Annotated in this window: 19 protein-coding genes and 1 riboswitch; of the genes, 12 read left to right on the top strand and 7 right to left on the bottom strand. The window is 63.6% G+C overall.

The features are described from left to right. Positions 1–240: 240 nt before the first annotated feature. Positions 241–1,548, bottom strand: a complete 1,308-nt coding sequence (locus Q0176_RS00995) for an ATP-binding protein (protein ID WP_299298147.1) — start codon at positions 1,546–1,548, stop codon at positions 241–243. Positions 1,549–1,569: 21 nt separating this feature from the next. Next, positions 1,570–2,277, bottom strand: a complete 708-nt coding sequence (locus tag Q0176_RS01000) for a LytTR family DNA-binding domain-containing protein (RefSeq protein ID WP_299298149.1) — start codon at positions 2,275–2,277, stop codon at positions 1,570–1,572. 223 nt (positions 2,278–2,500) lie between these two features. Here Q0176_RS01000 and Q0176_RS01005 point away from each other — a divergent pair, with 223 nt between their 5' ends. Further along, positions 2,501–3,925 (top strand): APC family permease, encoded by a 1,425-nt coding sequence (locus Q0176_RS01005; protein WP_299298151.1) that lies wholly within the window; start codon positions 2,501–2,503, stop codon positions 3,923–3,925. 162 nt (positions 3,926–4,087) lie between these two features. Continuing rightward, positions 4,088–5,338: an amidohydrolase family protein gene (locus tag Q0176_RS01010; protein ID WP_299298153.1), complete on the top strand. Its 1,251-nt coding sequence runs from the start codon at positions 4,088–4,090 to the stop codon at positions 5,336–5,338. Positions 5,339–5,658: 320 nt separating this feature from the next. On the opposite strand, the gene Q0176_RS01015 is transcribed toward Q0176_RS01010, so the two are convergent. After that, on the bottom strand, positions 5,659–6,201 hold the full coding sequence (locus Q0176_RS01015) for an FmdE family protein (protein ID WP_299298155.1): 543 nt from the start codon (positions 6,199–6,201) through the stop codon (positions 5,659–5,661). Positions 6,202–6,305: 104 nt separating this feature from the next. Between Q0176_RS01015 and Q0176_RS01020 the strand changes: the two genes are divergently transcribed. The 7 genes from Q0176_RS01020 (at position 6,306) to Q0176_RS01050 (ending at position 11,459) form a co-directional block, all read left to right on the top strand. Beyond that, positions 6,306–6,821, top strand: coding sequence for a MarR family transcriptional regulator (locus Q0176_RS01020; protein WP_299298157.1), 516 nt, complete (start codon positions 6,306–6,308; stop codon positions 6,819–6,821). Between the two features lie 129 nt (positions 6,822–6,950). Further along, positions 6,951–7,604: a class I SAM-dependent methyltransferase gene (locus Q0176_RS01025; protein WP_299298159.1), complete on the top strand. Its 654-nt coding sequence runs from the start codon at positions 6,951–6,953 to the stop codon at positions 7,602–7,604. A 79-nt stretch (positions 7,605–7,683) separates the two neighbouring features. Next, positions 7,684–7,790: riboswitch (cobalamin riboswitch) on the top strand. Positions 7,791–7,978: 188 nt separating this feature from the next. Then, positions 7,979–8,758, top strand: a complete 780-nt coding sequence (locus Q0176_RS01030) for a DUF4198 domain-containing protein (RefSeq protein WP_299298161.1) — start codon at positions 7,979–7,981, stop codon at positions 8,756–8,758. Between the two features lie 29 nt (positions 8,759–8,787). After that, positions 8,788–9,273 carry a hypothetical protein gene (locus Q0176_RS01035; protein WP_299298203.1) on the top strand — a complete coding sequence of 162 codons (486 nt, stop codon included), beginning with the start codon at positions 8,788–8,790 and terminating at the stop codon, positions 9,271–9,273. Between the two features lie 5 nt (positions 9,274–9,278). Beyond that, a complete protein-coding gene (gene cbiM / locus Q0176_RS01040) occupies positions 9,279–9,887 on the top strand; it encodes a cobalt transporter CbiM (RefSeq protein WP_299298163.1) in 609 nt (202 codons plus the stop codon). 7 nt (positions 9,888–9,894) lie between these two features. Next, the gene (locus Q0176_RS01045; protein WP_299298164.1) at positions 9,895–10,644 is read left to right on the top strand and encodes an energy-coupling factor transporter transmembrane protein EcfT; all 750 of its coding nucleotides are present in this window, start codon (positions 9,895–9,897) and stop codon (positions 10,642–10,644) included. 2 nt (positions 10,645–10,646) lie between these two features. Beyond that, the gene (locus tag Q0176_RS01050) at positions 10,647–11,459 is read left to right on the top strand and encodes an energy-coupling factor ABC transporter ATP-binding protein (protein ID WP_299298166.1); all 813 of its coding nucleotides are present in this window, start codon (positions 10,647–10,649) and stop codon (positions 11,457–11,459) included. An 89-nt stretch (positions 11,460–11,548) separates the two neighbouring features. Here the strand turns inward: Q0176_RS01050 and der are convergent, their stop codons facing one another. From der to Q0176_RS01070, 4 genes are all read right to left on the bottom strand, one after another. After that, positions 11,549–12,865, bottom strand: a complete 1,317-nt coding sequence (der, locus tag Q0176_RS01055) for a ribosome biogenesis GTPase Der (protein ID WP_299298168.1) — start codon at positions 12,863–12,865, stop codon at positions 11,549–11,551. Between the two features lies 1 nt (position 12,866). Further along, positions 12,867–13,862, bottom strand: coding sequence for an asparaginase domain-containing protein (locus Q0176_RS01060; RefSeq protein WP_299298171.1), 996 nt, complete (start codon positions 13,860–13,862; stop codon positions 12,867–12,869). 59 nt (positions 13,863–13,921) lie between these two features. After that, positions 13,922–14,584, bottom strand: coding sequence for a lactate utilization protein (locus Q0176_RS01065; RefSeq protein ID WP_299298174.1), 663 nt, complete (start codon positions 14,582–14,584; stop codon positions 13,922–13,924). 74 nt (positions 14,585–14,658) lie between these two features. Beyond that, entirely contained in the window at positions 14,659–16,290 is a 1,632-nt protein-coding gene (locus tag Q0176_RS01070; RefSeq protein ID WP_299298176.1) for a tetratricopeptide repeat protein, read from the bottom strand. Between the two features lie 262 nt (positions 16,291–16,552). On the opposite strand from Q0176_RS01070, the gene Q0176_RS01075 reads away from it, so the two are divergent. The 3 genes from Q0176_RS01075 to plsX all read left to right on the top strand — a co-directional run bounded on the left by Q0176_RS01075 (position 16,553) and on the right by plsX (position 19,530). Then, entirely contained in the window at positions 16,553–17,311 is a 759-nt protein-coding gene (locus Q0176_RS01075; RefSeq protein WP_299298178.1) for a hypothetical protein, read from the top strand. A 477-nt stretch (positions 17,312–17,788) separates the two neighbouring features. Then, positions 17,789–18,355, top strand: a complete 567-nt coding sequence (gene fapR / locus Q0176_RS01080) for a transcription factor FapR (RefSeq protein WP_299298206.1) — start codon at positions 17,789–17,791, stop codon at positions 18,353–18,355. Between the two features lie 173 nt (positions 18,356–18,528). Next, positions 18,529–19,530, top strand: coding sequence for a phosphate acyltransferase PlsX (gene plsX, locus Q0176_RS01085; protein ID WP_299298209.1), 1,002 nt, complete (start codon positions 18,529–18,531; stop codon positions 19,528–19,530). The last annotated feature ends 12 nt before the right edge of the window (positions 19,531–19,542 follow it).

Below are 19,542 nucleotides of genomic sequence, written 5' to 3' on the forward strand. Positions count from 1 at the left end.
GTAACCCTCCCGTTTACCGTCAGCCAGAGAATGAAATAAACTAAAGCCATAGCTAAACCTCTCCTCTTGGACCCTATGCACCGGGTTCATCTCCCGCACATTTATTTCGCTCCTTCATTTCGTCCCATCGAAAGTACGCTTCAATACATACCACAAAAAGGCTGATTTTTCTATGGCGATTGAGGCGGGAGGTCACGAAAGGCGGATTTGTGGTGACGAATGACGCCGGGCTGAAGATCATCATGCGAATTCCCCCAGGCGCAGCAGGATGGAAATGGAAAACGTGTTCTCGTCGTGTTGGATATCCATGGTTCCGTGATGGCGTTCCACCACGTCTTTGACGTTGAAGAGCCCCAGGCCGCTGACCCTGCGGTTCTTCTTGAGGGATTCGTACCGTCCTCCGTTCTGTCGCACTACTCCGTTATAGCTGTTGCTGATGGAGAGGAGCAGATTGGTCCCCTTGAGCCCGCCGCGTACCGAGATCGTGCGTGACACATCTGCGTCTTCAATCCGCCTGCAGGCCTCGATCGCATTGTCCAGAAGATTGCCTAGGAGGATGCAGAGGTCGAGGTTGTCCATGGGAAGGGAGGCGGGCAGGTCGACACGGGCGTTCAGGATAATTCCGTCCGCACGGATCTCTGCGTACTTGGCGTTGAGGAGAACGTCCGCCACGCTGTTTCTGCAGAACCTGTGATGCCGGGCGGAGACAATCCGGGTATGGAGTTTTTCTGCGTACTCGAGGGCGGCCCCGCTCTCCCCCTTCCCGATCATGGACATGATGTACAGCATATGGTTCTGGATGTCGTGCCGGATGGCCTGAATCTCTCTTTGGTGCGTCTCCATCTGCTCGTAGTAGCGGGACTGCATTTCGAGTTGCTGATGGAGCATCTCGGTTCGGTAGTAATGCATGTTGCTTTGCTGCGCCTTATCGATGAAAAAGAAGAGAAAGAGCGTGGTGCAGAGCAACAGCAAAGCGGCCTCGACGTAAATGTGGAGGTTGTCGACGGCCGCTCCGTGGTTCCAGAAGAGCCAGAGCACCAGAAGGCTGTTCGCGACCGTGACGATGCAGAGGATAGAGTTGCTCAGCCAGTTGATCCGGCGGTTTTTGACGGACCGCAGCTGGGTGATCACGAAGGATGCGGCTGCTACGAAACAACAGGACAGAATCTGGTCGAAGTGACCCATGACCAGGCGAAACGGGATATCCAGCAGGTAACGCCGCGAGAGGGCCGAGGTGAGCGCGACCGCCAGTACCTTGCAGACGTAGTTGAGGAGCACAAAGGCAAAGGCTGCGGCCCCCCGGACCTGGTTGCTCCCATGATAGAAATGGAAAACGGTGAGCAGGGCAAACACCATGTACAGGGGGGCCATCGAGAACAGCGGACTTTGGAGAGCGTAGGACACGAACTGGAACACGTAGTAGACGACCAGCCCTCCGGCATAGATCGCGTCGTGACGTTCGTTGCGGCGCAGAAGCGCCTTGAAGAACATGTGGAAGACGTACGTCTCCGCTGCGGAGAGTACTGCATAGGCGGTCAGATCCTGCAAGCTCATCTCCCCGGTCCGGTGTCAGAGGTTGGCCAGTCCGTGATGCAGCACTGCCGCTTGCGTGGTCTTTCCGTACTGTCGCCCCAAAGGGATCGACTGTCCGGTGTCCAGACGGACGGTCTCCTTGTAAATGCATTCGACGTGGCGCAGGTTGGCCACATAGCTTTTGTGGATGCGTACAAACCCGTGCTTCTCCAGCTTTTCCGCTATTTCTCCGATGCGTCCGGTAAAACTGTGTTTTCCCATCGGCGTGTGCAGCACCACCGTCCGCTTGAAGGACTCGAGATAGAGGATGGAGTCGTGGGGTACCTTTATGAGGCCGGAACTGCACGTGAACGAGAGATAGCGGGACGGGGTTTCCCTGGGCTGGAGGAGGTGGCTGACGTTGTGAAGGAAAACCTGTTTGTCCACGGGTTTGAGCAGGTAACGAGAGGCCTGAACCGTGTATCCCTCCAAGGCGTACTCGGCCGTTCCCGTGACGAAGAGCAGGGGTACGTCGGAATCCAGTTTCCGGATCTCGCGCGCCGTGTCCAGGCCATTGATTTTTTCCATGCACATGTCCAGAATGACGAGGTGAAATCGCTCGCCGCCCCTATAGGCCTGAAGAAGTTTGTGTCCACAGGAAAAAGGCACGATCCCCACATTGCTTCCGTCTTGCAGTTCCCTCAGGTAGCTCCCGAGCAGTTCCAGATCACAGGCGTTGTCGTCACAAAGCGCAACGTAATTCACCGAAGTCCCCCCTTCGATGCCCCGGTTTGCGGCCGGGCAGGGGAAGTATTTCCCCTCAAAAATCAGTATATCATCCCTTCGGCGGGGAGGTGAGAGGGGCGACGAGTCGGGAGGGGTGTAGGTTGGGGACGGTGAAACCGTTGTTGATGACAAATCGTTGGACTTCTTGCGGTGACGTATTAAATTTATGCTGCAGTCAATCCTGTTGAGGGGAGCGTTGAGAATGTCACAGGCGGAACACGGGTCGGGGATGAAGAAAACCCTGACCAACTGGAACTTCTTCACCATCGGATTCGGGGCCATCATCGGGACGGGATGGGTGCTCCTGGTGGGGGACTGGATGGTCATTGGCGGCGGTCCGGTCGCTGCCATGATCGCCTTCGCCATTGGAGCGGTGTTCCTGTTGCCGATCGGCGCGGTCTTCGGGGAGCTGACGGCGGCCATTCCGATCTCGGGGGGCATCGTCGAGTATGTGGACCGCACCTTCGGGCCCACGATGTCCTACATCACCGGCTGGTTTCTCGCCCTGGGCAACGGGATTCTGTGTCCATGGGAGGCCATCGCCATCTCCACCCTGGTCTCGGACATGTTCGGGGACTTCTTCCCCATCCTGAGGTCCGTCAAGCTCTACACGATCCTCGGGGCGGACGTCTACCTCTTCCCGACGCTCATTGCCCTGTTGTTCGCCGCTTATGTGGTGGCGATGAACCTCAGGGGGGCGTCCTCGGCCGCCCGGCTCCAGGCGTTTTTGGCCAAGGCCCTGCTCTGCGGCATGCTGCTCGCGATGGGCATATCCCTCGTCAAGGGCGGGCCGTCGAACATCCTGCCGATCTTCTCCCAGGTCCAGGGCGCGATGACCCGGACGCGCGTGGCGGACCTCTGGTCGGGGGTCTTGGCCGTCCTCGTCATGACCCCGTTCTTCTACGCCGGGTTCGACACCGTTCCCCAACAGGCCGAGGAGGCCGCCGAGGGGCTGGACTGGAACAAGTTCGGTAAGGTCATCAGCATGGCCCTGCTCGCGTCCGGGGTATTCTACATGGTCTGCATCTACTCGTTCGGTACGATCGTCCCCTGGACCGAGTTCGTGAAGAGCCCCGTTCCGGCGCTCTCATGCCTGCGCAACATCAACCTGTGGCTCTACGTCGCCATGCTCTGCATCGGCACCTTGGGCCCCATGGGGCCGATGAACTCCTTCTTCGGCGCCACGACGCGCATCATGCTGGCCATGGGGCGCAAGGGGCAGCTTCCGGCCTCCTTCGCGAAACTGGATCCGAAGTCGGGGACGCCCAGGACGGCCTGCGTGCTGATGGCGGCCTTCACGCTCATCGGGCCGTTCTTCGGTAAGAAGCTGCTGGTCCCGCTGACGAACGTCTCCGCGCTCTCCTTCATCTTCGCCTGCATGATGGTCAGCCTGGCCTGCCTCAGGATGCGTTTCAGCGAGCCCGACCTCCCCAGGCCCTACAAGGTGCCGGGCGGCAGGCTTGGGATCCTGGGAGCCTGCGTTGCCGGCGGTATCATCGTCCTTCTGATGGTGGTCCCGTACAGCCCCGCGGCGCTCAATGCCGTGGAGTGGGGGATCGTCGCCGGCTGGGTCGCCCTGGGGCTGCTGCTCAGGCTTTTGTCCGGCCGCAAAGCGGTCGCGGACTGAGTTCGTCTGTTTCGATTCTGTTCGTTTCGTTGTGTTCCATGCCGCCTGATCGACGTCGGGCCTTGGGCCTTGTCGGAAGGGCGCTGAGCCCCGGTTTTGGGGCTGCGTAAGGCTTGTGTTGGAACTCGTTTCAAATACTTTTGAGGTTGGGAGGGGATTGTTGTGGCAAAGACGGCGTTTGTAGGGGCGTTGCTGATCAACGGTACGGGAGCCGAGCCTGTAAAGGATTCCCTGGTGCTGGTGAATGATCGCAAGATCGAGTACGCGGGGCCCCGGAAGGAATTCGGGGGGGACTATAAGAAGGTCGATGTATCCGGAAAGACGATCATCCCGGGACTGGTGGACAGCCATCTGCACTTCTCCGGGAACCTCACCGACGACGACAGCGATTGGGTGCTGGAGAACGTAGTCCAGAAGTCGGTTGTGGCGGTGCAGCAGGCGCACGAGTGCCTCGAGCGCGGCCTCACCACGGTGGGCGAGATATCCCGGTCGGGGCTGCAGATTCGGGACATGATCGAGGCGGGCGTCATGACGGGGCCCCGCGTGGTCGGTACCGGCCTGGGATTCTGCCGCACCTGCGGCCACGGCGACAGCCACAAGCTGCCGACCTATTACAACAACGAGTCTCATCCCTGGGCCGAGCGGGTGGATGGTCCCTGGGACCTGCGCAAGGCCGTCCGCAGGCGTCTGCGCGACAATCCGGACGCGATCAAAATCTGGTCCACGGGCGGCGGCATCTGGCGCTGGGACCAGAAGCTGGATCAGCACTACACGCTTGAGGAGATTCAGGCTGTCGTGGACGAGTGCGCCATGGTGCACATCCCCGTGTGGTCTCACGCCGAGGGTTACGGCGGCGCACTGGACTCCGCCAAGGCGGGAGTGCATCTGATCATTCACGGCCAGACGCTGAACGACGAATGCCTGGATATCATGGCGAAGAAGGGCATCTACTTCTGCCCCACGATCCAGTTCCTGAACGAGTGGTTCAAGACCTACGCTCCGCCCTACATCCCCGAGGTCCACGACAAGTACGAGGGCGCCACGGTGGCGGAGAAGGAGCTCAACCGCGTCTATGCGAACCTCCGCAAGGCCAAGGAAAAGGGCATCGGACTCACGATCGGATCGGACTCGTTCTGCTCCAGCCTCACCCCTTACGGCATCACGGCGCTGGGCGAAATGTACTCCTTCGTCGAGAAGGCGGGAATCTCCGAGATGGACACCCTGATGGCCGCCACCAAGATCGGGGCCGAGATGCTGATGGTCGGGGACGTCACCGGGACGGTGGAGGCCGGCAAGTTCGCCGATCTGCTGGTGCTCTCCGGTAACCCGTTGGAGAACATCCGCAACGTGGCTGTGGAGAAGATGGAGATCATCATGAAGGAAGGAATGTTCGTCAAGGGCGGAAAAGACTAGGGAGGCTTTATGGACTGAATCGGCATTCCCTTGTTTTTCCGGCTCGTTCTCCTCAGTATGAGCCATCTTACTTCCGTTTCGAGAGCCCATACCGCGAGGTTCGCGGCAAATCGATCGACGCCCACCGCCCGGTGGGCGTCGATTTTATGGAATGAGAGGAGAAAAGATAAGAAGGGATACGCACGGTGGGATGGGTGCGATGCGCACGCACGGAGTAAGCGCAAAGGAAAAGCGGCGGAAGGACAGTGGGGAGGCCGTGAATGTTGCTTCCGACAATTGCGGAGTTTCCGCGTCGGGAGGTCGGGCCCTCGGCGCTTCCCCTACCGCAGAATCCGCGAGGGATCGGCGAAGCAGTCCAGGCAATAGGGTTGCCCCTCCAGCAGGCGTACCATCGGCTCGGCCGTCCGCTCGCCGCAGCGCGTGCAGACGAGGGAGGGGCTCACGCGGGCCTCGTCCGGGGCGGGGACGGCCACGCGCGTCGCACGGTACAGCTCCTCCGCCGGGCCTCTCAGGTAATGGGTTATCCTCTCCTCCCGCGTCCGCTCGTCGGACCGGGGCGCACACCAATAGAGGCGAAGTCCCTCCGGGGCCCCGCGGCGGTAGAACGTGAAGGCCTGTTTGCCCCGGGGCTTCAGCAGCAGGTTCCCCTTGCCCATGGTGCAGCCCCAGACGGCCTGGATTGCGTCGAGCCCGCAGGCGTCCGTCTCGGCGATGCACACGCCCTCCTCGTCCCCGCACCGTTCGTCGACGCCCAGCAGCGCGGCGGCGTCCACAGCCATCCGGCAGCCCATGGCCAGCCCCGGACAGGCATGTCCGTGGAAGGCCACCGAGGCGTTCCAATAAAAATCGATGTCGTGTCCCATCCCGTCTCATCCGCCCTTTCGAAAGAGTTTCCACCATCATAACACGAAGCGGCGATGCCCCATGCCTCTTGTCCCGATTGTATATATGCTATACAATTTGGAGCATGAAGATCATTAACGAGGCCAACGAGAACAGGATCAGCTATCGCCTGCTGAACGTCATGTTGAAGCTGGAGGAGGCTCAGGAGCGGCTGCACCGCTACGGGACCGACACGCCCCTTTTTGCAGCGGAGATCCACATGATCAAATGCGTGAAGGAGAACCCGAACCGGCACATGACGGCCTTGGCGGAGGTGCTGGGGGTGACGCGGGGGGCCGTGTCCCAGATCGCGATGAAGCTGGAGGGGAAGGGGATGCTCGTCAAGGAGAGGGACGAGGACAGCAGCCTCCGCCGCATCCTGAGGGTGACGCCCGAGGGCGAGCGTGCCTACCTGTTCCACGAGCGTCTCCACGCGGAGTTCGACCGCTTGGTGGAGGGCCTTCTGGCGGACGCGTCCGAGAGGGACAGGGACTTTCTGCGGGATTTTCTGGGTGCACTGGACGCTGCCCTGGAGGGGCGGAAAGAGGAGGGGCAGAGGGAGGAGCCTCTTCGAGGCAGCGCTCCCCGAGGGGCCCTTTGAGGGAACGAGGGGCCCTTCAAGAAAATTGGGAGGGATGCGGTTCGTGGTTTGCTTTTTGCCGCAGGGGACTTGTACCTCCTGGGCGGTTCAAGAATGTGCAAGAGGTTCAATAAGGAGGAGGTCGGCACGATGACGGAGGGTGCACGGGATTTTCGCGGTAAGGGCAGGGCCTTCAGGGGCATATTGGGAGGGGAAAGCTATCGGCGGCTCGCCGCGCTGTTCGGATTTCAGGAGCGGTTTTATCGTCGGGCCGTGGGGGACCTGCAGCTTGGCCCGGGAGGCCGGGCGCTCGATCTGGGGTGTGGTCCCGGTGGCCTGAGCTATGCCCTGGCCGAGAAGAGCCCCGCCGACGCGTCGATCGTGGGGGCCGACATCTCGGACGACCAGCTGGAGTGCGCGCGCCGGGGGGCCGGGGCCTTCGCCTGCGGGCTGGAGTTTCTGAGGGCGTCCATGGACGAGCTTCCCTTTCCCGACGGACACTTCGACCTGGTCATGACCTCTATGGCGCTGCACGAGACGCCCCCCGCGGTTCGGCGTGCCGCCATCGCGGAGACGGCGCGCCTGCTGAGGCCGGGCGGGACCTTTTTGCTGGTGGACTGGAGCCGTCCGCGGTTCGGCCTCTGGGGAATCATCTGGTATCCCTTCTGCCGCTGGGGCGAGGGGAACCGGGACAACTGGAACAACGTCTACCCCGAGCTTTGCCGCGAGCGGGGCCTGGAGCTGAAGGAGGACGACTACATCAACTCCATATCCCGGCGCCAGGTGTTCGTGAAGGAAGGGTGAGTGGGACGTCTCCGCATAAAAGCGAGTGCAGGGGCGCCGGGAGGTGTGCTATAATCTGAAACGTAAATTGGTGAGAACTCATCAGATTTTGCATAACGCCTCGTCCGTTGGGGGAAGCAGGGTGCAAGTCCCGCGCGGTCCCGCCGCCGTAAAGCCGGAATGCCCGGCGGACGAGAGAGGTATCCTGTCCACGAGCGATGGAGACGGAACAAATGGCGGTATGTCCCCTCGTCCTGTTCCTTCGCGGCGAGGGGTTTTTCGTATCTGCATATCTGCGTGTTTTTGTTGGCTTCGCGCTTTTTACTGAAGGGTGGTGCACCGTGGGTGCGCCGGGTGTCGGTATCGGGACGAGATCATCGAGGAGGATGGGTATCATGAAGTACGGACGTATCGTATCGGCGGCGCTTCTGGCAATGGGGCTCTCGACGGCGGCTTTTGCGCACGAGCTGGTGATGAAGCCTCAGAAAATGGATGTGGAGAAGGGCGGGACGCTTACGGTCGAGATCCATTCGGGGCACAAGTTCATCGTCCCGGAGGAGGTGGAGGACGCCGAGCGCATCAAAGCGGGCGTCTTCAAGGACGGCAAGCTGCAGGAGGCCGAGCTGAAGCCGAACGAAAAAAATCTCTGCATCGACTTTTCGGTGCCGGCGGCGGACGACGGCTCCATGGTTATCCTCGCCAACAAGGATGGCGGCGTCTGGTGCACGACGAACGAGGGCGGCAAGTCCGGGACCCGCAAGGAACTGGAGGCTCAGGGCCTGAAGGTCGTGAAGGCCACCAAGAACGACAAGTTCGTCAAGGCCATCGTCAACGCCTCGAAGGACGACAAGAACTTCGCCGTGGAGACGGGGCAGCCCCTGGAGATCATCCCGGTGACCAACCCCGCGGATGCGAAGGTGGGCGAGTTCTTCGACGTCAAGATCCTGGTGGATGGAAAGCCCTATTCCGGTCCCGTGTGGGCGACGTACGACGGCTTTGCGCCGTACGAGAACACCTACGCCTACGCCTCCGATGCGGTCCAGGGCGTCGCTCATATCAAGATCACGGCGCCGGGGCTCTGGGGCGTGCGCGCCATGAAGAAGGATCTGCCGGGCAAGGAGGGCGAGTACGATTCCGTCACGCGCAAGGCCTTTTTGATCTTTGAAGTGAAGTAATGAAGTGGAGTGAGACGAAAGTGAGTGGGATGCCGGGTCGTCTCAGAATGGCTATGCTTGGGCTGGCGGTTGCCGTCGGCCTGGGCCTTTTTTCGGGAATGGCGTCGGCCCACGGCGTGGGCTACCAGGAGTCCGACCTGCGGCCGGTCGCGCTGGATTTCTTCTACTCCACGGGGGAGCTGATGAGCTACCTCAAGGCCGAGGTCTTTTCCCCGTCCGACGAGAAGATCGCCTATCAGTCCGGTCGGACCGATGCGGGCGGGCGTTTTGCCTTCGTCCCCGACAAGCCGGGGAAGTGGCGGGTCGTCGTCAACGACGACGACGGGCACAGGGCCGAGGCGGAGATCGACGTGACTCAGGAGTTCATGTCGGGGGGGGCGGCGGGCGGAATCGTCCAGGAGAAGAAGGCGGCTCCCGAGGGCCTGGATCTTTACCTCCGGGCCGGGCTGGGTGTCAGCCTGCTCTTCAATATCGCGGCGTTCGTCCTCCTGTTCCGCCGTAAAAGGATGGTGTAGGGTCCATGCACATCAGCGAGGGTATGCTCTCCTCTCAGATGCTGACCGCGGGATGGGCCATCGCCGGGGTCGGAACGGCGATTGGGCTGAAGAAGCTCGACGCCGACAAGATCGTGCGCGTCGCGTTCTTCTCGTCGGCGTTCTTCCTGGCCTCCCTGATCAACGTTCCGATCCCTCCGAGCTCGACCCACCTCTCCCTCATCGCCCCGATGGGGCTGGTCCTGGGGTGGTCGGCCTTTCCTGCCGTGATGGTCGCCCTGGTCCTCCAGGCCCTGTTGTTCCAGTTCGGAGGGCTTGTCGTCCTGGGGGTGAACACGGTGGATGTCGCGGTCCCCGCGCTCGCCGCCTACCTGCTGTTCGCCGCCCCGATCCGCAGAAGCAGCGGTAGGGCGGCATTCGTGCTCGCCTTCCTGGCCGGCTTCCTGGCCGTCATGCTCTGTGCCCTGGGGGTGGAGATCTTTCTGCGCGGGACGGACACCAACCTGTCGGTCATCGCCAACACCGTCTTCCTCGCCCATATCCCCTTTGCCCTGATCGAGGGGGCCATCACGGCCTTCATGGTCGCCTATATGAAGCGCGCCGCCCCGGACCTTTTGATGGGCGTGGAGCGATAACGGGGAAATGCAGCTCGATACGAGCGCCCTTCGGGCCGAGGCCACGCCGACGGGGCTGGACCGCTTCGACCCGCGGGGACGTGTGCTCTGCGCCCTCGTCCTGGCCTTCGTCTTGGCCTCCGTGCGGTCGTTTCCGGCCCTGCTCTGCGGCGTGCCGGTCGTACTGGTCCTGTTCTTCCTGGGCGAGCCCGGCCCTCTGGCAAGGGAACTGCTGCACCTGAACGCCGTGGGGGCGTTCATCGCCCTGCTCCTGATGCTGACCTATCCCGGCGAGCGCTTCTGGGGGCCCTTCTCCGCTGCGGGGCTGAGGTTTGCCGGCCTCATTCTGCTCAAACTGAACCTGATCTCGGTCCTGCTGAGCCGGATGGTCCTCTCGCTGGGCGTGGGGAGGGTGGACGGCGTTCTGGCCCGCCTGAGAGTCCCCGAGAAACTGCGGATCCTGCTGCTGCTCTCCACGCGCTGCATCTTCATCCTGGCGGAGCGGGCGGGGACGATGGTGCGGGCTGTGCAGCTTCGGGGGCCCGACTTAAAGGGGATCCCGATGTGCAGGACCTTCGCCTGCATGCTCGGGACGACGCTGGTGCACGGCTCGGAGCGCTCGGAGCGGATGATGCTCGCGATCCGGTGCCGCGGGGGAATGGCGGGGTTCTGTCAGGGCCGGCCTCTGTGCTGGCAGGGGCGGGACGTCCTGTTCTGCCTGCTGTTTGCCCTGAACGTCGCGGTCATCCTGTCGTTTTCCCTCGTCTGGAGGCCCTGAGGATGAGTCGGGAGATGAATCGGGATTCAACGGGCGCGGACGCGGTCCGCAGCGCGTCGTCCCCGGCGGCGCCGGAGACGGTCGCTTCCGCCGGAGCGCCTCTCGAGGTCTGCGGCCTTTGCTACGCCTACCCCGACGGACATCGTGCCCTGAACGGCGTCTCCTTCACGCTGGGAAGGGGGGAGAAGCTCGCGCTGGTGGGGCCCAACGGCTCGGGCAAGTCCACCCTCATGCTCCATCTGGCGGGCTGCATCGCCGCGCAGACGGGGACGGTGTCGCTGGAGGGCGTTCCCGTCGGGAAGGACCTGAAGCGCCTGCGCGAGGCCGTCGGCCTGATCTTTCAGGACCCCGACGACCAGCTTTTCATGCCGCAGGTCGTAGAGGACGTGGCCTTCGGGCCGGTTGCGCACGGGGTACCCGCCGAGGAGGCCCATGCGAGGGCCCGGGAGGTGCTGGAGTCCCTGAACGTCGGACATCTGGCCGAGCGTCCGCCTCACCGCCTCTCGGGAGGGGAGAAGCGCATGGCGGCTCTGGCGGGAATTCTGGTCATGCGGCCGGAGATCGTGGTGCTGGACGAACCCTCCGCGGCCCTGGACCCGAGGGCCCGCCGCCGGGTGATCGAGGTGCTTCGGGAGCTGGATAAGCCCCTCATCCTGGCGACCCACGACCTCGACATGGCCCTGGACGTGTGCGGCCGGGCCGTCGTGCTGTTCGACGGGCGCGTCGCCGCGGATGGGGACCTCGAGACGATACTCGGGGACGAGGCGCTGCTTCGGCAAAACGGACTCGAGCTGCCCCTGCGCTGTTCCCGCTGAGCACCCCCCGCAACGTCGGGGAGATGACCGGATGACCCTACGAAGCGCCCGCCCCTCGAATGAAGGGGCGGGCGTTCTTGTTTTTTGGCTTATCCTTCCTGCTCCTTGCCGCGCCAGAACACCCGCAAGGGCGATCCCGTGAAGTTCTCCAGGGCGCGGAGCTCCTTTTTGACGTGGTTCTCGAAGGCCGTGTCCACGATGCCGGGGTCGTTGACGAAGAAGACGAAGGTGGGCGGCTCCACCCCGGACTGGAGACAGTAGTAGATCCTGAGCGCCTTGCCCCTCCTGCCGGAGGGGAGGCGGTCAAAGGCCAGGACGTCGCGCATCAGTCGGTTCAGGGCGTTGGTCGGGATGCGCCGCCGACGGTTCTCGAACACGTTGACGGCGGCCTGGGCGATCTTGCCGACGCCCCGCCCGTTCAGGGCGGAGATGAAGAGGATCGGCGCCCAGGTCAGGAAGGGCAGGTCCTCGCGTATCCGCTTCGTCATCGTATCCCCGGGACGATCCCGGGAGGAGACGAGGTCCCATTTGTTCAGGATCAGGATCAGTCCCTTGCCCTTCTCCACCGCGTGCGCGGCGGCCTTCTTGTCCATATCCGTGCAGGGGTCGGAGGCGTCCATCAGCAGCAGCGCGACGTCGGAGCGGTCCACGGCAGCCAGGGTCCGCACGAAGGAGTAATATTCGAGGGCGCTGTCCATGCGGCCCCTCCGGCGCAGGCCCGCGGTGTCGATCAGCCGGAACCTCCGGCCATCCATGACGACGGAGGTATCGACGGGGTCGCGCGTCGTCCCAGCCAGAGGGCTCACCAGCGAACGCTCGGCCCCCGCCAGGCGGTTCAGCAGGCTGGACTTGCCCACGTTGGGCTTCCCCACGATGGAGAGGCGGATCTCGTCCTCGTCCCGGGGCCCTTCCGCCTCCTCCGGCAGCAGACCGGCAAGCAGGTCCAGCAGGTCCTCCAGGTTGCGCTTGTGGAGGGCGCTGACCCCCACCACGTGCTCGAACCCCAGGGAGAAGGCGTCCGCGACGTGCACCTCGTGCTTGAGGTCGTCCATCTTGTTGACGGCGACCACGACGGGCTTTCGGCTGCGGCGCAGCAGGTGCGCCACGCTCTCGTCGGCCGCGGTGATCCCCACGTGTCCGTCGACGACCATCAGAAGAATGTCGCACTCCGATATGGCCTCGTTGACATGGGCCTCGATCCCCGCGCTGAAGGCGCTTTCCTCGCCGAGGATGCCCCCCGTGTCCACGACGTAAAAGGATTTGCCGCGCCACTCCGCCGAACCGTAGATGCGGTCCCGGGTGACGCCGGGCGTGTCGTCGACGATGGCCTCCCGGCGTCCGATCAGGCGGTTGAACAGGGAGGACTTGCCGACGTTGGGACGGCCTATGATGGCGATGAGGGCCATGTCACGAGTCCTGCATGTAGTCGCTCAAGTCCTTGCCCTTGAGGCCGGAGCCCAGGGCGAGGGCGAGGCGGATGCGGGCCTGGAGGGGCGAGAGGCCGCCGCCGCTGAGCAGCCCCATCTCCAGGAGGTGCGCGGCGCTGCCCTCGAAGTCGGTATAGGCCTGAATGCAGCCGGCGGGACAGCGGGAGGTCAGGACCACGGGGATGTCGGTGCGGAGGATTTTTCGGAGGAGCGGGACCCAGGATGGGGGAACCTCCCCGTTGCCGAACCCGGCGACGACAAGCCCCTCCACCTCCTCGATGCGCTTGTCCAGCAGGGCGTTCAAGATGACGTCCCCTCCGCCCAGCGAGGCGTCGACGATCTCGATGACGCGCGCGGGTACGGTTTCGACGTCCAGGACCTTGCCGCGTCTGGGGGACCTCAGGGGGATCAGGTCCCCCGAGGGCTCGGAAAAGATGCTCAGCGGACCGCTGGGGTAGGAAAGGAAGCCGGAGCGGCTGGAGTTGGAGAAGTGGATGAAATCGGCGGCCGTGTAGAGCGCGTCCTGGACGCAGACGATGGCCCCCTGTCCCCAACAGGTCTCGGAGAGGGCCGCCTGAACGGATTGGGCGAGGTGCAGGGCGGTCTCGCTGCCGGGCGCCCCCGCGTTGAAGATGGATGCCGTGAAGACGAGGGGCTGCGGAAAACTCCAGACGAGGTCCGCGAAGTAGGCCAGCTCCGTCAGGGCCTGCGTGCCGCAGGTTACGACGACGCCCTTCGCCCCCTCCTTGACCTGGGAGGCGGCCAGCTGGACGAGATCGCTGCACATCCGCAGCGTATAGTGCGAGAGCGGCTGAAAGCTCCACTCCTGCGGCGCAATCTCCTCGTGAAGCTCCTCCGGGAGAAACGTCTTCAGCTCCTCCCACTTCAGCGGAATTCTTTCCCTGGCGCTTCCCTTCCTGCGATGGGAGATCTGCCCCCCGGCCAGGATGAGCGCTATCTTGTCTCGGTTTTGCATGATGCCTGTCTTTCCTCTCTGCCGGGCGGACGGCCCGGTTTCGTGCGGGGGGAGCGGGGTCAGTACCCCAGGCTTTCCCCCACCATGATGACGTGTGTCCTTCTCCCCATGGTCGGGCGCTCCAGAATGAGGAGCGCTCGGCAGACGCGGGACGGGGAATCGCAGTCGACGCAATGGCCCGTCCGGATGCAGGGCGTGTTGCCGTTCAGTCGAAGGACGTTGGGGGGCGTCGCGGTCCGGGCGCGGTTTATGGCCTCCTCCAGCGAGCCCGCAATCTTGTTGACCCCGATGACGAAGATCAGGACATTGCGCCCCCAGGCCATGGCGCTGACCCGGTTTCCGTTGCCGTCGATATTCACGATCATCCCGTCCCGGGTGACCGCGTTGGCGCTGGTGAGGAAGTAGTCCGCGCAGTACTCGTCCATCAGGGTCTGCATCCGCTCCTCCGGGGTGAGGCTCGGGTTCCAGTGGTGGCGGATCGTGCAGCCCCGCTCGGCGAGCTTTTCCATGGCCCCGATCTCCCGGATGGTCACCGTGCCCGGGACGCCGACGACGGCGCCCTCCGGAATCAGCTTCAGCACCTCCGCCAGGGCGTCCTCCTTCGTAGGAGCAAAAACGGCCTCGTAGCCCTTCTTGCTCAATGCCCTGGTCACCGTACTCGCCAAGGCCTCGTGAGCTTCAATTCTGGCGGCCTCGAACGGATTTGACGCCAGCCTTGTCATTTGCCGTCCCCCCTCGGTGTCGTTTGGGCCCGGCCCCCCTCGGACCGGTATGCGCCCTTGTCTCGATCGGTGTTTTACTGTTTTTCAACGGATTTCTTCCTGCGCCTCGCCGGGGAGGCCGATGCAGGCTTCTCCTTTTTTTTCGGCTTCTGGTTCAACTCGTCGATCTTCGCTCCGATGGTCACGCTGTCGGGGAGAAGCTTTTGAGCGTCCTGCAGAAGCTTCAGGGCCTCGGCATCGTTCCCCTTGCCCTGATGAACGCCCACGAGCCCCAGCCACGGCCGTTCGTCGTCGCTTTTGATCGACAGGGCCTGATTGAAGTGGGACAGGGCGTCGTCATAGCGTTTCAGGTTCAGGGCCACGGCCCCCACCTCGAGGTGCTTCTCGTATTCCCGATCCGGCCCTCGCGTCGAGGCGGGGTGATCGACGACCAGCCCTGCGACGCGTTTCACGGCATCGAGGGCCTCCTGGGAGGAGGGACGGAGCTCCAGGGCGTGGCGATAGGCGTTCAAGGCCTCGGCCGGCCTGTTCCGCTCCTCGAGCAGGCGTCCCAGTGCGAAGTGCGTGTCATAGCGGGTCGGATCCAGGTTCGAGGACTGGACCAGGTGTTCTATCGCCTTGTCGGGGGCCCTCTTCTGGGCATAAAGGCGGCCGGTCTCGTAGAGCGCCTGGGCCCGGCCGGGCTTATCCTCCTCGGGGATCTGGTCGAGGTAAAGACGCCACGCCGTCAGGGCCTGGTCCGGCTGGCCCGCCTTCACGGAGGAGCGCGCCAGGCCCAACAGGAACTCCCGGGAATCGGGGTAGCGATCGAACCCCCGCTGATAGGAGGCCATGGCCTCGTCATAGCGCCCCTCCTCGTAGAGGGTCTGGGCCTCCTGAGCTATGGCGCCCTGAGAGTTGTTCTGGATATGGCGGTACAGGGCGAAGGTCGTCCCCAGCACCAGGATCGCGACGGTACAGAGCACGGCGAGCCTCATCCGGCGCTGCGGGACCTGCCCGGGACTCGAGGACTCCACCGCCGCCCTCCTCGTGTGTGTGGCGCGGCGCAGGTGCGCGGCATGGTCGGCTTCACGGCCCTCGGACTCCGGGGCGGCGTCCGTCTCCTCATTGGGAGGAGACGGCTCCGAGGGGACTGTCCTCTCCTCGGGGGCTTCCCGGGATGGAGCATCGGTCGATATGTCCCCGCCGATCTCCTCGGGAGGCCCATCCTCCCCGTCGTTCGTCGGAAGAATCGCTTCGTCCATTTTTTCCTCTTCCTTTTTTTCTTTTTTCCCCTCCTGAAACGAGAAGTCCTCCGTGAGGGGGGAGCTCTCCCGTTCCTCTCGCTCCGGAGTGACGGCGAGCTCGGCCGGTTCGGGGCGAACCACTTCCTCCGAGGGGATGAGCGGAGGTTCGGCAGGCCCCTGAGAATGGGATGAAGAAGGAGATGACGAGGAAACGGGATCTCCTTCCCGGATGTCGGGAGGCGAGGCTTCCTCCTGGGGAAACTCGGGCGAATCGTCGAATTCGGCAGCAGGCTTCCCCTCGGCCGCCGGAGAGGCTTCGTTGGCCTGAAACGCCGTGGAGTCCTCGGGAACGGGCCTGAAGGACGCTTCGGAGGACGCTGCAAGACGAACGACCGGCAGGCCGGAGTACTTTCCGGACGCCTCCAGCCTCTTCAGTTTGTCGGTGTTCCCCTTCAGCCATTCTTCCAGATCTTGTCTCAAAACGTCTCACCTCGATCCAAGTTTATCAACATATTTCGGAGTTGGCAACAACAATAGGAGAGTCTTTCGGCAGCCGCTCGCTTCTCGTATTCGGCCCCGACGCCATCATGGCGAAGGGCCGCCACGCAGCCTTCCAGGCGGTCACGAAGCCCTGCAGGTGGAACGGGAAGGATAAGTGGGCTATACTCTTCCTGGCATAGGGAGACAGGTCCCTGAAGATCGCCGGCGAACAGGCCGGATCAAGTCGGAGATGGAAGGACGGTTGGAGAGAATGAAACGATACGGCATGGTGGTGTTCTGTGTCCTGGCGTTGTTTTTGGCGGGTGCCGCGGCGGCTGCACCGATTCCCGTCCCGACGGGCTTCGCCCTCGAGAACGGGCGCGTGACCCGCGGGGGGACGGCATTGGAGTGTGAGGTCCATCAGGTCCCCGACGGGATCGAGAACGGCATCGCCCTCTGGTGCGTGGTGGGGAGCGAGACGTCCGAGGCCGTCCAAAAGGAGGAGACCGGGGTTTTCTTCTTTGGCCCGGACGGGAGGAGCGTGGCGTTCATCCCCCTCGACGCCCGGGGGGAGTATCAGGACCTGGTCTGGAGCCCCGACGGCGGGCGGCTGGTGCTCGTCACCGGCGGAGCGCGCCCCGACATGTTCTTCACGCTCTTCACGGTTGACGGCAAGGGGATGGAGAAGGGCCCCGGATTCCCGGGGCTGCGCGGCGGACTGGCCTGGGTTGACCCGCACCGCTTCGCCTTTACCCGAATAGACGACGTCCGTGATACCAAAAGCGGCGCCTTTCAGGGGGTGGCGCTGTGGCTCTCCGCCGTGCTGTACGACGCGGCGGTCGGGATGGAGACGGTCCTGAAGGCGGCCGACGGGACGAGGAGCTACGTCTTGCAGTCGGTCTCCGATGATGGGAGCACGCTCAACCTCACGGAGCTCTCGGTCGCGTCCCCGAAGGACTGGGGGGATACGGAGAAGATCCAGGAGCGCGAGGTGACGGTGGAGGTCCCCGCGGCCGGGTAGCGGCGAGGCGGAGGGCTCTTTGGCCGCGCCCGTCCGGTGACTGTGGGGGCGGAGGCAAAAGCGCTTCCGTCATGGGGTGCATCGGTGTTGTCTTGAACAAGCGCGGCGCCTGCTTGGGAAAGAGCCGGCGCCGCGTCTTCTCCGTGGGGGCGCGCGTCCCTCGAAGCGGTCTCTGCCGGGACCGAGATACGTAGAATCTCAGGGTTGCTTTCCCCCACGAACGCCGCGGAGATCGGATCGTCGTTCGGCTCTTGACGATCGGGCCCGGCACCCCTATACTGCAACTCAGGTCAGCGTAACAGCTATTGATACCTGGTGCTAAGTTCGGTTTGTCATCCTCCTTCGGACCTCGCCACCGGCCAACATCGGGAGGGTGAGGGCCTGTTTGTGGAATTGGATCTGTCTGCCGGAGGAGCGGGGTATCCCGAAACGGGGGCGTCTGCCATCAAGACCGCGGAAAGCACGAAAAACATTAAGATCGCCAAATTTGCCGGGCTCACCAAAAAGCTGCGCCAGGAGCGCCTTGCCAGGATTATCGAGGGTAATCCGATGGCTACGGACCGGGAGCTCGCAGCCACGTTGGGCGTGAGCGTCAGCACGGTGCGTCTGGACCGCGCCCTGATGGGCGTTCCGGAGCTGCGCGAGCGGGTGCGCTGCATGGCGCAGCAGGCGAACAGCAAGCTGCGCTCCCTGAGCCGAAGCGAGATCGTGGGGGAGCTGCTGGAGCTGGAGCCCGACCGCTGGGCGCTCTCCGTCCTGCGCACCACGCGGGAGATGGCCTTCCGGTCCACGGACATCATCTGGGATCACTACATCTATGCCCAGGCCAGCTCGATAGCGGTCGCCGCGGTGGAGGCCGAGGTCGTCATCGTGGATTCCATGCGGGGGGAGTACAAGGGACACGCCCTTGTGGGCGATACCCTGATCGCCCGGGCCAAGATGGGGGTGGGCCGCGACGGGCGGCGCATCGTCAGCGTCCGTACCCGGGTGGGGGACAAGGAGATCTTCGTCGGGCGCTTCATCGTCGAGGTTCGGGGCGGCTGAACGGAAGAGCGCCCGTGCGCCCACTCCCGAATCCGCAAAAGACGCGAGGCGGCGCCGGATGTACCGTTGCAGGTTTCCTTCGTTCCGGTCGTCCCCGGAATGGGGAAATGGATTCCAAGCGAAGCGAAAATCCTTCTAGAGAATAAGGGGACTGTGTCCATATAATGAAAAAAATGACCGTAGCTCTGGATGCGATGGGAGGGGACAACGCCCCGCACGAGATCTGCAAGGGGGCGATAGACGCCTGCAGGGCCTTTCCCGATCTGGAGGTCGTGCTGGCGGGGGACGAGGGGAGGATCCTCCCGCATCTCGAGGCCGCATCCTCGGAGGTGCGGGCGCGGCTTGGGGTCGTCCACGCTCCCGAGATCATCGAGATGGATGAGCAGCCTGCCGTCGCCATCCGCAGGAAGCGGAACTCCAGCCTGCGCGTCGCGATGGAGATGGTGCGCAGCGGAGAGGCTCAGGGCTGCGTCTCCGCCGGGAACACCGGCGCGATCGTCGCGGGGGGGGTGCTGGTGGTGGGGCGTCTGGCGGGCATCGACCGCCCGGCCCTGGGTGCGCCCCTGCCGACCATCGAGCGCTGCACCTTTCTTCTGGACGTCGGGGCCAATGTGCGCTGCAAGCCGGAGAACCTTTACCAGTTCGCCCTGATGGGCAGCGTCTACTCCAGGAAGATCCTGGGCGTGCGGAACCCCGAGGTGGCGCTCCTCTCGAACGGCACGGAGGAGATCAAGGGCGACGAGTCCGTGGCCGGGGCGCGCGCCCTGATCGCGGAGAGTTCCCTCAATTTCAAGGGGTACGTCGAGGGCGACGACATCGCCTGGGGGCATGCGGACGTGGTGGTCTGCGACGGCTTCATGGGCAACGTGATCCTCAAGTTCGGCGAGGGGCTCATGCACGGGGCCAAGTCCATCATCGGCCAGGAGGTGGGACGGCGCATCCTTCCGAAGCTCGGGATGCTCTTCATGGTCCCCATGGTCAAGTCGCTCTGGGCGCGTTTCAACTACGAGAGATACGGGGGGACCCCCTTGTTGGGCGTCAAGGGGACGGTCATCAAGGCCCATGGCCGCTCGAAGGCCCCGGCCGTCCTGGGGGCGCTTTCGGCCGCCCGGAACTTCATCGCCGGGGAGGGCGTGGAGCAGATCCGTGAGGAGCTGGGCAAGGAACTGCACTGATTTTTCGCTAAA

The sequence above is a fragment of the uncultured Fretibacterium sp. genome (assembly GCF_938040765.1).
Classification (GTDB): domain Bacteria; phylum Synergistota; class Synergistia; order Synergistales; family Aminobacteriaceae; genus CAJPSE01.